8 protein-coding genes are annotated in these 14666 nt (G+C 42.1%); 7 read left to right on the plus strand and 1 reads right to left on the minus strand.

From position 1 onward, the window contains the following. Nucleotides 1–114: 114 nt before the first annotated feature. Nucleotides 115–4212 carry a hybrid sensor histidine kinase/response regulator transcription factor gene (locus DW862_RS15730; RefSeq protein WP_120069198.1) on the plus strand — a complete coding sequence of 1366 codons (4098 nt, stop codon included), beginning with the start codon at nt 115–117 and terminating at the stop codon, nt 4210–4212. A gap of 147 nt (nt 4213–4359) precedes the next feature. Here DW862_RS15730 and DW862_RS15735 read toward each other — a convergent pair whose 3' ends face one another. Beyond that, nucleotides 4360–6027 (minus strand): ISL3 family transposase, encoded by a 1668-nt coding sequence (locus tag DW862_RS15735; RefSeq protein ID WP_087321590.1) that lies wholly within the window; start codon nt 6025–6027, stop codon nt 4360–4362. A 351-nt stretch (nt 6028–6378) separates the two neighbouring features. Between DW862_RS15735 and DW862_RS15740 the strand changes: the two genes are divergently transcribed. From DW862_RS15740 to DW862_RS15765, 6 genes are all read left to right on the plus strand, one after another. Further along, the gene (locus DW862_RS15740; protein ID WP_004312586.1) at nt 6379–7566 is read left to right on the plus strand and encodes an ATP-binding protein; all 1188 of its coding nucleotides are present in this window, start codon (nt 6379–6381) and stop codon (nt 7564–7566) included. A 124-nt stretch (nt 7567–7690) separates the two neighbouring features. Next, entirely contained in the window at nt 7691–7960 is a 270-nt protein-coding gene (locus DW862_RS15745) for a hypothetical protein (RefSeq protein WP_004306027.1), read from the plus strand. Between the two features lie 7 nt (nt 7961–7967). Continuing rightward, nucleotides 7968–8522, plus strand: coding sequence for a 1-acyl-sn-glycerol-3-phosphate acyltransferase (locus DW862_RS15750; RefSeq protein WP_004312588.1), 555 nt, complete (start codon nt 7968–7970; stop codon nt 8520–8522). Nucleotides 8523–8559: 37 nt separating this feature from the next. Continuing rightward, the gene (locus DW862_RS15755; protein WP_120069203.1) at nt 8560–9336 is read left to right on the plus strand and encodes an amidohydrolase; all 777 of its coding nucleotides are present in this window, start codon (nt 8560–8562) and stop codon (nt 9334–9336) included. Between the two features lie 148 nt (nt 9337–9484). Beyond that, a complete protein-coding gene (locus tag DW862_RS15760; protein WP_008643310.1) occupies nt 9485–11476 on the plus strand; it encodes a glucosamine-6-phosphate deaminase in 1992 nt (663 codons plus the stop codon). 218 nt (nt 11477–11694) lie between these two features. After that, nucleotides 11695–14604, plus strand: coding sequence for a xanthan lyase (locus tag DW862_RS15765; RefSeq protein WP_120069207.1), 2910 nt, complete (start codon nt 11695–11697; stop codon nt 14602–14604). The last annotated feature ends 62 nt before the right edge of the window (nt 14605–14666 follow it).

The following is a 14666-nucleotide window of genomic DNA, read 5'->3' on the forward strand; positions in this document are numbered from 1 at the left end:
GGTTGCCCTGTTTTGAGCCGATACCGGTCCTTTATATGAGTTAAAAAACGGGATTCATTTATCAGATTGAATTGAAAATACTTATCTTTACGATAAATTCTTCAATATTAGCTCATGAAAGACCGGCATTTGCTATTTAAGTACCTATTCGGATTAACCGTTTGCATTTTATTTTTTCCTTTGGCTGTATCGGCCGCCGACAGCTTCATTCATTTTAAGCGATTATCCGTGGATGACGGGTTGTCGCAAAATACTGTGCTCGCTCTGACACAAGATCATAATAATAAGCTTTGGGTAGGCACCATAGACGGACTGAACTGGTATGAAGGTTCCCGCTTCGTTTCGTATTATAAAGCGCCGGATGATACGACCAGTCTGGCAAACAATCATGTCTATTCACTTCATACCGATTCGAAAGGTACGGTATGGGTAGGCACACAGGTCGGTTTATCCCGTTATAATATAGTAGGGAATAATTTCACCAATTATTCTTCACCGGACAATCAGCCGATGCAAGTATTGGCTATCGGAGAACCGGAGGAAGGCGACCGGCTTTTGCTTGCTACCAATATCGGTCTGGTGATTTTTGATAAAAAGACCGGGCGGATGAAAGTGCAGCCGGAACTTGCCGGAAAAACGATCTATTCTGTTTGCCGGATGAATGACGGTTTCCTGTTGGGAACTTCGGAAGGTGTCTATTTCTATTATGTACGCAACGAAAACGTGACCCGGCTTCTTCTCCAATTGAAAGGAGAAACCATCTCCGATATGCTCTATGACGACAAAACCGGCAACTGTTGGCTGGCTTCATTGACAAATGGGGTGTATTGTGTGGATAACAACTTTCAAATAAAACATCATTATAACAAGCAAAATACTCCTGCTTATTTCTTTACGAACTCGGTCAGGACATTGTCCGGAGATGATAAAGGAAGGGTTTGGATAGGAACCATGGAAGGTTTGCTTATCCTTGAACCGGAGACGGGAACTTTCCGTATCTGCCGTTTTTCTCCTGAAGATCCGACTACCTTGGGGCATAATTCCATCCGCTCTATCTTGAAAGATAATCAAGGGGGAATGTGGATCGGTACATTTTATGGCGGGCTTAATTATTATCATCCCCTTGCTCCGGCATTCGGACGCTTGCAACATTCCGCCTGGAGGAATTCGTTAAGTGATAACACAGTGAGTTGTATTGCCGAAGACCCGGATAATGGCAATCTCTGGATTGGCACGAACGACGGCGGATTAAATTATTATAACCGGAAAACCGGAGTCTTTTCATATTACCGGATGGGTACTTCCGCCAATGCTTTAAAGTCGGACAATATAAAATGTATATGGACGGACAAGGATGGAAGTGTCTATATCGGCACTCATGGAGGGGGAATGAGTCGTCTGCATCACCGGAGTGGCAGGGTAGAAACATATTCCTTTCCCCATTCTACTTCCCTGACTAATAGTTGTTACTCCTTATTAGACGGAACGGATGGAACGCTTTGGGTAGGCGGCATGAGCGGGCTTTACCTTTTCAATAAACAGACCGGCGAACTTTCACAGCATCCATTAGCTAAAAAGCATAAAAAGTTGGAGAATGTATTGATATATACCTTGTTTCGCGATTCAAAAGGAAGAATCTGGATTGGTACGGAAGAGAGCCTGTTTTTGTATGCCGGCGGGAAACTGGAAGAACTGCATCTTTCCTCTTCGGCTTATCTGCATGGGTTGATACAGGCTTTCTGTGTACAGGAGGATAGCCGTCATGAAATCTGGATCGGTTCTTCCACAGGATTATATTGCTATAAGGAAGGAGCACCGACTGCCTGGAAACACTATACGATGAAAGACGGTTTGCCGAACGACTTTATTTATAATATACTGGAAGATGAACGGGGGCGTTTATGGTTGACAACTAACAAGGGACTGGCTTGCTTCAATACGGAGGAGGGTACTTTCCTCAACTATACGAAGCAGGACGGATTGCCTCACGATCAGTTTAACTATTTCGGAGCTTGCAAAGCGCACGATGGTACATTCTTCCTGGGATCTCTTGGGGGTGTTGCCTATTTCAAACCATACGAATTGGGTGATAATCCATATTCCCCGGATGCGGTGGTAACAGGAGCCGTTGTCTTAAATCAGGTGATTACGGATATGAAAAGTGAACGGGTACGTTATTATCAGGACGAGCAAGGGCGGATGCTGGGTATGTCGTTCCCTTCCGATCAGAAACTTTTTAATATCCGGTTTGCCGTTATCAACTATTTGGCTGGCAAACGGAACCAGTTCGTTTACAAATTGGAAGGCTTTGAAACCGAGTGGAACTACTCCCGTCATGTTTCCTTTGCACGGGCAAGTTATTCCAATCTCCCGCCCGGTGAGTATGTGTTTAAGGTGAAGGCATGTAACAACAATGGAAAGTGGAGCGAGGCGACCACTGAATTTTTTGTGCATATCATTCCGATGTGGTATCAGACCTGGTGGGCAAAGACACTTTTCATCTTCTTTTCTGTAGGGCTTCTCGTCTTTGTGATCTATTTCTTTATTGCCCGTGCCAAAATGAAGATGCAAGTCCGGATCGAACAGATAGAACGAAACAAGATAGAAGAAATCAGTCAGGAGAAAGTACGTTTTTACATGAATATGTCTCATGAGTTGCGTACTCCGTTGAGTCTGATACTGGCTCCGTTGGAGGAACTCTTGGGGCAGAGCAATCTGAAAGGTACTCCGGTACAGCAGAAACTGGATTACGTTTATAAGAACGGTCGTAAGTTGTTGCACATTGTCAACCAGTTGCTGGATTTCCGTAAAGCCGAAGCAGGTGCAATGCCCATTCATGTTGCGCAGGTGAATGTAGAAGGACTGTTGCAAGATGCTTTTGCTCTGTTTAAAGAAAATGCGCAGAAGCGTGCTATCAGCTTTCATATAAAATCCGATCTGGAAGGACGATTGTTTCCGGCGGACCGGACGTATGTAGAGACTATCTTGATGAACCTGTTGTCTAACGCCTTTAAGTTTACACCGGACGGCGGAAGTATTTCGCTTTCCTTATGGACAGAGGGAGATACCTATGGTTTCACGGTAAGAGATAGCGGAATCGGTATGTCTCCGGAACAGCTAACCCGCATTTTCGAACGTTTCTATCAGGTAGACGGTCAGCGAAAGGGGACGGGTATCGGGCTGTCATTGGTGAAGATGCTTGTAGAAAAGCATCACGGCACTATTATGGTAGCAAGCGAACCTGCTCAATATACCGAATTTAAAGTCACGCTACCTGCTGATATGGCTGCCTTCACGGAGAAAGAACGTGAATTGCCGACACATGAAGTCGAAACATCTGCTTCTCTCCGGGAGCTTCCGGTGGCTGATGAATATTTCTCTGGTGATGCGTCGGTTATAGTTGCAGAAGAACTATCGGACGGTGATCAGATAGAAGCCGGCAGTGAGGAAGAGCGTCCTACTATCTTGTTGGTAGATGACAATAAAGAGATGGTGGATTACCTGAAAGATAATTTCCGGCAGAACTATGTGACGCTGACCGCCGGAAACGGCGAAGAAGCATTGGCTATTATGAAAGAGCATCGTGTGGACATTGTCCTTTCCGACGTGATGATGCCGGGTATTGACGGTATCAAACTTTGCCAGCTTATTAAACGAAATCTGCAAACCTGCCATATTCCCGTCCTGCTGTTGTCTGCCAAAGGAAGTGTCGATGCACAGACGGAAGGCATTCAGGCTGGGGCGGATGATTACATTGCCAAACCGTTCTCGATTCATTTATTGAAAGGAAAAATAGCTAATCAACTGAAAGCACGCCAACGGCTGAAACACTATTATTCGAATACGATTGATATAGATACTGCTAAAATGACTTCGAATAATCTGGATGAGGAATTCATGAGCAAAGCTATTCAGGTAGTAGAAGAAAATATCAGTAATGAAGACTTCACCTCTGATGAGTTGGCAAGCCAGCTTTGTATGAGCCGTTCATCACTGTATCTCAAGATGAATTCCATATCCGGTGAACCGCCTGCCAACTTTATCCGGCGCATCCGTTTTAATAAAGCGTGTAAATTGTTGCTTGAAGGGCGTTACTCCATTTCGGAGATTAGCGGAATGGTAGGGTTCGGATCTTCTTCTTATTTCTCTACCAGTTTCAAGAAGTATGTCGGTTGTCTGCCATCGGAGTATGTGAAGCAGCATACTAAGTAATTGTTTTGCGGTTATGCATTTGTTCACCACAGAGGACGCGGAGGACACAGAGGTGAATCTTGTTCATGCCGGTACAGAAATGAATGAGAGTTTTTTGTCTACTATAAAGTTGAAAAAGGTTCTTCGTCAAATTTGGTGGTACTTCTTCTATTGTGAATAAAGAATCTTGGCTCTCAGTAGTTTGCTTCCTGCCCTATTGTACATCTGCCTTTTTACCGCTTTAATTTTATTCACTGTCCCCTCCAGTAATCCATTACTGAAGGGGATATCAATAGCTGCCTGTACTGCCTCCCAGTCTTTTTCAATACCATATGCAAAGTTCGTCAGTGCCATATTCCGTGTTGCCTTCGCTTTTTCAATCCACTTTCTAATATCCTTATCATAAGTGTTCCCATTAATCATATCTCTGAAATTCTGACACACGCTTAAGAGTTCTTTAATCTGTGGTGAGGACTTATATAGTTCCGCTAGTTTAGGATTATCCGATTCTCCCTTTAGAATGTATTTGCGTATCTGATTCTGTGAAACTCTCTGTGTTTTACTTCCGTTTTCAATGCTCTCATTATGCTCCTTGACTTCCTTCCTCTTTTGTTGATACATTTTTCGCAAGCTGGATGTTATCCTTCCAATAAGTGCGCCACTGATTTTACTCCCCATTTTTTGTGCCAATATTTTTCGGGTAATACAGCCCGCACTAATGATTGTAGCCAGTTCGGATACATATTTAAGAGCTGTCTTCTGTTGCTCATTCAAGTATGCCCCTATTCTCCTGTTGTGAATGAGCTTATAAATGTAGCGACTTTTCTTGCCCAAATGCGCGGCTGTCTGCTCAATGGTCATCCCCTGCATTTTTAAGTTCAGGCTTTCCCTGTATATCTTCAATTTTTCTCTGTGTCGGACATCTCCCATGTTAAATATGTCCTGAAGAATTAACGAAGAAGCCGTGTCTCTGTCAGGATATTCGTATTTGAGCTTTTGCTTGGTCTGACGAATCATTTTCTCTATTTCCGGTATCATCGTGTCCGTCATATTCTTGGTTAGATGGAACCGGTCGCAGATTTGTGTAACACCAGGGATTATTCTGTTTATAGCCTCTGTGAAACATCTTCCACGGTCTCTCGTTATATATTGTATTTGAGGATTCCGGGTGAGCCAGTTATCAAGCGCTTCTCCGTTTCTATCCTCTAACAAAGCAATAGGCATGTGTGTCATCTGGTCTACGACCACACTCATATAATCCTTACCTTTTTTATAGGCAAAATCATCAATACCTACATAAATACTTTTATTATGCATAGGATTATGTTGCCCGCACTGTTGTAGGATGCGTAAGCAGGAAGAGCTACTGGCCGTTATATGGAACAGCTGCAAAAGAGAAGAGGCCTTTCGGGAAGTAAGTTCCAAGCTTATCGATCTGATGCGTTCCTCAACAAGATAGCTCCGTCTACCATACCGACGAGCCAGAAAAGACAACGGTTCGCAGAATATTTTTCGCGGACAAGAAACATTTTCGCAATAATATTTGCCAACCTTTATGACTAACTCCAAAGTATGACCGTAAACTTCAAGATCCTGAATATGACGGGAGTAATAACTGTGTAATCGGTGACTGAAATGTCCGCAATAAGGACAGGAAGCCCCCTTGCCAGCCGTATGTAAAAAGACCGTCAATGAACCAACAGCTTCAGAGATACCATCTTGTTGCAGATTATCGTAGCCAGGACTGAATCTGAAATCATGGAATAATCCCCTATTTGTAGGAGGATTTTCTTTTTTTGATGTATATTTGTACGTTGTAGATATGGCTTGTTGCATTGTAACTCTTAATGATGTGGTGTCTTTAAAGTTACTAAAAAGCAAACATATCTACAACTTTTTATAGGATTAAGAAAGAAGAAGAGGAAAACCATCGAAATAAAAAAGAGATTACCACCAAATTTGACGAAGAACCTTTTTCAACTTTATAGTAGACCAAACTTTCATTCATTTCTGCACCGTTTCATTCTTTTTTATACTCTTTAATTCCATGATTAAAGAAAAGATAAAGAATTGTAGATTTAAAATGATACAAAGCAACTTATTGTGTATATTTGCGTTATTTATTGAGTAAAACTAATCAATATATTGAGTAAAAGTACTCATTCTATTGAATAAACAACAGAAAACATGTATAAAAGAGTTCAATATCAAACGATTACAAAAAGACTAAAAGAGCCTCGACATTTCCTGCAAGTAGTGTTAGGACCACGCCAAGTTGGAAAGACTACAGTCATCAAACAAGTAGTCAATGATCTGAATCTACCTTATCAAATCTATTCGGCAGATAGTATTCCTGCTACACAGACATCTTGGATTTCAGACTGTTGGAATACGGCAAGAGTACAGATGCGAGTAGAAAAATTATCTGAATTTATTCTGATAATCGATGAAATTCAAAAAATAAAAAATTGGAGTGAAGTAGTCAAAAAAGAATGGGATGCAGATACATTCAATGATATTAATATGAAAGTCGTTCTTCTCGGCTCTTCACGTGTATTGTTAGAAAAGGGATTATCAGACTCGATGATGGGTCGCTTTGAAGAGATAAGAATGACACACTGGTCGTATCCGGAAATGCGGGATGCATTTAATATGAGTCTGGAACAGTATCTTTATTTCGGTGGATACCCGGGAGCAGCTTTTTTGATAGAAGATGAAGAACGCTGGGGACAATATATCAATGGAGCAATCATAGATGCCACTATCAATAAAGATATTTTATACGATTCCCCAATTAGCAAACCGGCATTATTACGGCAAACTTTTGAACTGGGAACTTCTTATTCCGGTGAAATCGTATCGCTGACCAAAATGGTAGGAGCATTACAAGACGCTGGAAATACAACAACGCTAGCAGGATATTTAAACTTACTGGGAGATAGCGGCTTACTGACCGGTTTACAAAAGTTTGCAATGGACAAGTCGCGCCAAAGAGCAAGCGCTCCTAAATTTCAGGTATTCAACAATGCTTTAAAAACCGTATATAATGATTTGACTTTTAAGGAGGCTATTCTCAACAGAAAAGAATGGGGACGTATTTTTGAATCTGCAATTGGTGCACATATTGTTTCCAACGCATTTACTGGTAACTATGAAGTATTTTACTGGAGAGAAAAAGATAAGGAAGTAGATTATATATTGAAAAAGAAAAACCGGATTGTAGCCATAGAAGTAAAAAGCAACAGTGAAATGTATAATGCAGGACTAGAAGAAATACGCAAAATGTATCAACCGTATGCTAGTTTCGTAGTCGGAGAAGGGGGCATGAAAGCCGAACAATTCTTAAGTATCAATCCTGCGAAGTTATTTGAATAAAGAAATACAGCAAGAAGATGAAGACCTGAATAATGTTTTTTCCACTATTTATTCGCTAGAATCAAAGAAAGTGCCTATCTTTACCGCAAGTATTTTTTATTATTCACCATTAAATGTAAAGATTATGGCAAGTAGAAGAGAACTCAAAAAGAACGTAAACTATATCGCAGGAGAATTATTCACCGAGTGTTTAATCAACAGCATGTTCATCCCTGGCACAGACAAAGTGAAAGCAGATGAACTGATGGCAGAGGTACTGAAGATGCAGGATGAATTTGTTACTCGCATCAGCCACACAGAACCGGGCAACGTGAAAGGTTTTTATAAGAAATTCCGTGCTGATTTTAATGCAAAGGTAAACGAGATTATTGAAGCTATAGGGAAATTGAACTAACAACAGAATGAAAAAAGCAATTTATAGCTTTATCTATTACCGCCTGTTAGGGTGGAAGACAAACGTTACGGTGCCTAATTATGACAAATGCGTGATATGTGCCGCTCCACACACAACAAACCTTGATTTATTTATTGGAAAACTATTTTATGGTGCTATAGGCCGTAAGACAAGTTTCATGATGAAAAAGGAATGGTTTTTCTTTCCGCTTGGAATCTTTTTCAAAGCAGTTGGCGGAATTCCCGTCGACCGCAGTCGAAAAACTTCGCTAGTAGATCAGATGGTTCATAAATTTGCCGAATATAAAAAGTTTAATTTGGCTATCACTCCCGAAGGAACCCGTAAAGCGAATCCAAACTGGAAAAAAGGCTTTTATTTTATAGCCTTGAAAGCACAGGTTCCTATCGTTCTGATTGGTATTGATTACAGCAAAAAAACGATTTCGGCAACGAAAGCTATCATGCCGTCAGGAGATATTAATAAGGACATGAGAGAAATCAAACTTTACTTCAAGGATTTCAAAGGAAAACATCCGGAGAATTTCGCTCTTGGAGAAATATGATTTAAGTATTAGGTATTAAGTATAATACTTAGTTATCATGGAGTCTATCCGTATTTCTATCATACAAACCGATATTGTTTGGGAAAATAAACAAGAAAATCTCCGTTTGCTCTACGAAAAGCTGCAAAGTCTTCGTGGAATAACGGAGATTGTTGTTTTACCGGAGATGTTTTCTACCGGATTCAGTATGCAGAGTAAAATACTGGCAGAGCCAAATTCCGGGGAAACCATTACAACACTCAAACAATGGGCCGCCAAATTCCAGCTAGCCATTTGCGGAAGCTATATAGCAACAGAGAACGAACTGTTTTATAACCGTGCGTTCTTTCTGACACCGGAAGGAGAAGAGTTCTATTATGACAAACGACATCTGTTTCGTATGGGACGGGAAGCCGAACATTTTTCGGCCGGTGATAAACGACTCATCATCCCCTATCATGGATGGAATATCTGCCTGCTGGTTTGCTATGACCTTCGTTTCCCTGTATGGAGCCGAAACGTAGGCAACGAGTACGACCTTTTAATATATGTAGCCAACTGGCCTATCCCCCGCCGTCTGGTTTGGGATACTCTACTCCGGGCACGCGCTTTAGAAAATCAATGCTATGTATGCGGTGTCAACAGAGTAGGTACAGACGGATACCAACTTTCATATAATGGAGGAAGTAAAGTCTATTCCGCTTTCGGAGAAGAAATCGGCTCAATTCCAGATGAAAAGGAGGGCATAACGACGGTCAGTGTAAATCTCACTGCTCTCCACCAATTCAGAGAGAAGTTCCCGGTATGGAAAGATGCAGACGAATTCCATCTATAACATTTGCCAAATAACAAATGTTAAAAACAGATTCATGTAGCAACAATACCTAGAACTCGGTAGTTAATTATATAGACTTCTTTTGTATCTTTGTCGTGAAAATACAGTCGTAAGGACGCTAATCTTACATAACTTAATTAACAACTTTATGAAAACAAATCTTAGTTCTCAAATCAGTCTCCACCGGGTCTCCCCCAGATACTACAGACCGGAGAATGCATTTGAAAAATCAGTCTTGACAAGACTCGAGAAAATCCCTACGGACATCTACGAATCCGTAGAAGAAGGTGCTAACTATATTGCTCGCGAAATAGCACAAACCATCCGCGAAAAACAAAAAGCAGGACGCTTCTGCGTATTGGCACTCCCCGGAGGTGATTCGCCCAGCCACGTATATACCGAACTCATCCGCATGCATAAGGAAGAAGGTCTTAGCTTCCGCAATGTGATCGTATTTAACATGTATGAATATTATCCGTTGGCTCCCGATGCAATCAACAGCAACTTCAACGCTTTGAAGAGTATGTTATTGGATCACATCGATATTGACAAACAGAATATATTCACTCCCGACGGAAGCATTCCCAAAGATACCATCTTCGAATATTGCCGTCTGTACGAACAACGCATTGAAAGCTTCGGAGGTATTGATATTGCCTTGTTGGGCATTGGCCGTGTAGGTAACATCGCGTTCAACGAACCGGGTTCCCGGCTGAATTCTACCACTCGTCTGATCTTGTTGGATAATGCATCACGCAACGAAGCATCCAAGATTTTCGGAACGCTGGATAATACGCCGATCAGTTCTATTACAATGGGTGTATCTACTATCCTTGGCGCAAAGAAGGTTTATCTGCTTGCATGGGGGGAAAACAAAGCAGCTATGATTAAAGAATGTGTGGAAGGTGCGATCACTGACACTATTCCGGCTTCTTATCTGCAAACTCACAACAACGCGCATGTAGCTCTTGATCTTTCAGCTGCTATGAACTTAACACGTATCCAACGTCCGTGGCTGGTAACTTCTTGCGAATGGAATGATAAACTAATCCGTAGTGCCATCGTTTGGTTGTGTCAGTTGACTGGCAAACCGATTCTGAAGTTGACAAATAAAGACTATAACGAAAACGGTTTGAGTGAACTTCTGGCACTTTACGGTTCTGCGTACAATGTAAACATCAAAATCTTCAATGATTTACAGCACACCATTACCGGATGGCCGGGTGGCAAACCTAATGCTGATGACACCTACCGTCCGGAACGTGCAAAACCGTATCCGAAACGTGTAATCATTTTCTCTCCGCATCCGGATGATGACGTTATTTCGATGGGTGGTACGCTTCGTCGTTTGGTAGAGCAAAAACATGAAGTACACGTAGCTTACGAAACTTCCGGTAATATCGCCGTTGGCGACGAAGAAGTAGTTCGTTTCATGCATTTCATCAACGGATTCAACCAACTCTTCAATAACAGTGCAGATCAGGTTATCAATGAGAAATATGCAGAAATACGTAATTTCTTGAAAGAGAAGAAAGATGGTGATATGGACAGTCGTGACATTCTGACTATCAAAGGTCTGATTCGTCGTGGTGAAGCCCGTACGGCCTGTACTTATAACAATATACCATTGGAACGATGCCACTTCCTAGACTTGCCGTTCTATGAAACAGGTAAGATTCAGAAAAACCCGATCAGTGAAGCAGACGTGGAAATCGTACGTAACTTGCTTCGTGAAGTGAAACCTCATCAGATTTTCGTTGCAGGTGACTTGGCCGACCCGCACGGAACACACCGTGTATGTACGGACGCCGTATTCGCAGCCGTTGATCTTGAAAAAGAAGAAGGTGCCAAATGGCTGAAAGACTGCCGTATCTGGATGTACCGTGGTGCGTGGGCTGAATGGGAAATCGAAAATATTGAAATGGCAGTGCCGATCAGTCCGGAAGAACTTCGTGCAAAACGTAACTCTATCCTGAAACATCAGTCGCAGATGGAAAGCGCTCCGTTCCTGGGTAATGACGAACGTTTGTTCTGGCAACGTAGCGAAGACCGCAACCGTGGCACAGCTACTTTGTATGATAAGTTAGGACTGGCTTCTTACGAAGCAATGGAAGCATTTGTAGAATACGTTCCTTTATAAGAATAATATTCTTAATTAAGAGAATATAAAACAATGAAAGAAGAGTGGGAAGTTTCGATACTTCTCGCTCTTTTTTTGTTATTTTTGCGGGGATAATTCACCACAGAGGAAAGGAGGACACGGAGGTTAAATCTATGAAGCGATATAAAATGGTTATTCATAATAACTCTGTGTCCTCCTTTCCTCTGTGGTGAAAATGAGAACAAAAGCATTGAATAATGAAAAAGATAATAGTGTTTCTTCTATGCCTTACTGTAAGTGCTAATTTTCTTTTCGCTCAAGATATTGAAAGAAATGTAAAAGAACGGCTGACGGATTACTTCAACAAATATACCGCAACAGCCAAAATCAGCACTCCTAAACTGAACAGTTTCGAGATAAATTATGATCGCAAGACAATTGCAATCTATGCATCGGAGAGTTTCGCCTATCAGCCTTTCCGTCCGGAAACTGTAGAAAACATTTATAATCAAGTTAAAGAACTGCTTCCGGGGCCTGTTCATTATTACCAGCTCACCATTTATGCGGATGGAAAACCTATTGAGGATTTGGTACCTAATTTCTACCGGAATAAGAAAAAGGATAAGGAGCGGTTATCTTTGAATATAGATTATAAAGGAGCTCCCTGGGTGAAAAACATTTCACGTCCCAATGAAATTTCACGCGGACTGCAAAACCGTCATATCGCAATCTGGCAAAGCCACGGCAACTACTTCAAAAATGATAAAAACGAATGGGGATGGCAACGCCCTCGATTATTCTGCACCACGGAAGATATGTTCACTCAATCTTTCGTTCTTCCATACGTGATTCCCATGTTGGAAAATGCTGGAGCGATTGTTTATACTCCCCGTGAACGGGATACGCAGAAGAATGAGATCATTGTAGATAATGACACTCCCAATGCTTCCCTTTATCTGGAAGTGGGTAGCAAAAAAGCTAATTGGACAAATGCCCCGGTAAGAGGATTTGCTCAAAAGAAGACGATCTATAAAGAGGGAGAGAATCCTTTCACTGACGGAACCTGCCGTTTCATACCAACCGAAAGAAAGAAAAAGAAGAATAAAGACCAGGTATTTGCCGAATGGGTACCTACTCTACCGGCAACAGGCAAGTATGCCGTTTATGTTTCTTATCAGACACTCCCAAATAGTGTAAGCGACGCCAAATATCTGGTATTCCATAACGGAGGAGTAACCGAATTTAAAGTTAATCAGAAAATAGGTGGAGGCACATGGGTTTACCTCGGAACGTTTGAATTTGATAAAGGGAACAACGACTACGGCATGGTGGTACTTAGCAACGAGAGCAGCGAACATGGAGTTGTATGCGCCGATGCAGTACGTTTTGGAGGTGGAATGGGAAACATTGCCCGTGGAGGAAGAACCAGCGGGCTACCCCGTTATTTGGAAGGAGCACGCTACTCTGCGCAATGGGCGGGAATGCCATACGAAGTATATGCAGGACGTAAAGGTGAAAACGACTATACAGACGACATCAACACACGTTCCAACGCTATCAACTATTTGTCGGGCAGTTCTGTCTACAACCCGCAACAATCGGGTTTAGGCGTACCTTTGGAAATGACTATGGCGTTGCACAGTGATGCCGGATGCAGCAAGACTGATGAGCTTATCGGATCGCTCGGTATCTATACCACCGATTTCAATAATGGAAAACTGAATACAGGAACAGACCGGTATGCATCACGTGACTTAGCCGATATTCTGCTCACACAGATTCAGAAAGATATTTATTCCAGTTACAGCATCCCCTGGACACGCCGCAGTATGTGGAACCGGAATTACAGTGAAACACGTCTCCCGGCTACACCTTCTACGATTATCGAACTGCTCTCCCATCAGAATTTCGCAGATATGCAGTTAGGGCATGATCCGAACTTCAAGTTTACAGTGGGACGAGCCATTTACAAAGGTATTTTGCAGTTCATTACCAGCCAGCATGATAAAGAATATATAGTTCAGCCCCTGCCAGTCAGCAATTTCGCCATTCAATTCGGAAAGAAAAAGAATACGCTGGAACTTTCATGGAAAGGTGAAGATGATCCGCAAGAACCGACTGCACGCCCACGGGAATACATCGTATATACACGCATCGGTTATGGAGGCTTTGACAATGGAACCTTAGTCAGCAAAACGTCCCACACTGTTAAAATAGAACCGGGGCTCGTTTATTCATTCAAAGTGACTGCCGTAAACCGCGGCGGGGAAAGCTTTCCCTCCGAAATCCTTTCCGCTTATAAAGCCAAACGCGAACAGGAAAAGGTAATTATCATCAATGGCTTTGACAGAATCAGCGGTCCGGCGATCATTAATACTTCTGATAGAGCAGGATTCGATTTATCACAAGATCCCGGAGTCCCGTATATATCAAACATTTCGTTTTGCGGAGCACAAACAGGCTTCGACCGTACACAAGCCGGAAAAGAAGGAAAAGGCAGTCTGGGACATAGCGGAAACGAGTTAGAAGGAATGAAAATAGCGGGGAACACATTCGATTATCCTTTCATTCATGGAAAAGCGATTCAGGCAACCGGCAAATATAGTTTTGTGTCATGCAGTGACGAAGCGGTAGAAAACGGATTGGTTACGTTAGAAGATTATCCGGTGGTAGATTATATCCTGGGACTGGAAAAAGAAGACCCCGCAAATAAAGCATACTACAAGACATTCTCCTCGGCTATGCAACGAATTATGACCAGTTATTGTCAGTCGGGAGGTAATCTATTTGTCAGCGGTGCTTATATAGGAAGCGATATGAGCGGCACACAAGGAAACCGGGAGTTTACAGAGAAAATACTGAAATATGGTTATCAAAGTAGCCTGACGGATAAGAGTTCGAATCAGATTAAAGGATTGGGGCGCACAATCACGATCCCGCGTCTGCCCAATGAGAACAGTTATGCGGTTCCTGCAGCAGATTGCATCGTTCCCGTAGATACTGCTTTCCCTGTATTTACGTATGTACCCGGCAATCAGAGCGCAGGTATCGCTTACAAAGGAAACTACCGCACTTTTGTATTGGGCTTTCCTTTCGAAAGCATCCAGTCGGAAGCGGATCGGGCAACCATCATGGCAGGCATCTTGGGATTCTTTACTCAAAAATAAAAAATATCCTTTTTTTTTAATCCGTTTCTCATTTTAAATTCTATCTTTGCTACTATAATAAC

Source organism: Bacteroides sp. AM37-9, from assembly GCF_003603455.1.
In the GTDB taxonomy this organism is placed as follows: domain Bacteria; phylum Bacteroidota; class Bacteroidia; order Bacteroidales; family Bacteroidaceae; genus Bacteroides; species Bacteroides xylanisolvens.

What these genes read in the sequence shown, in the direction of transcription:
- DW862_RS15730 (WP_120069198.1), top strand. Translation starts at nt 115, where the DNA reads ATGAAAGACCGGCATTTGCTATTTAAGTACCTATTCGGATTAACCGTT.
- DW862_RS15735 (WP_087321590.1), bottom strand. Translation starts at nt 6,027, where the DNA reads ATGCAACAAGCCATATCTACAACGTACAAATATACATCAAAAAAAGAA.
- DW862_RS15740 (WP_004312586.1), top strand. Translation starts at nt 6,379, where the DNA reads ATGTATAAAAGAGTTCAATATCAAACGATTACAAAAAGACTAAAAGAG.
- DW862_RS15745 (WP_004306027.1), top strand. Translation starts at nt 7,691, where the DNA reads ATGGCAAGTAGAAGAGAACTCAAAAAGAACGTAAACTATATCGCAGGA.
- DW862_RS15750 (WP_004312588.1), top strand. Translation starts at nt 7,968, where the DNA reads ATGAAAAAAGCAATTTATAGCTTTATCTATTACCGCCTGTTAGGGTGG.
- DW862_RS15755 (WP_120069203.1), top strand. Translation starts at nt 8,560, where the DNA reads ATGGAGTCTATCCGTATTTCTATCATACAAACCGATATTGTTTGGGAA.
- DW862_RS15760 (WP_008643310.1), top strand. Translation starts at nt 9,485, where the DNA reads ATGAAAACAAATCTTAGTTCTCAAATCAGTCTCCACCGGGTCTCCCCC.
- DW862_RS15765 (WP_120069207.1), top strand. Translation starts at nt 11,695, where the DNA reads ATGAAAAAGATAATAGTGTTTCTTCTATGCCTTACTGTAAGTGCTAAT.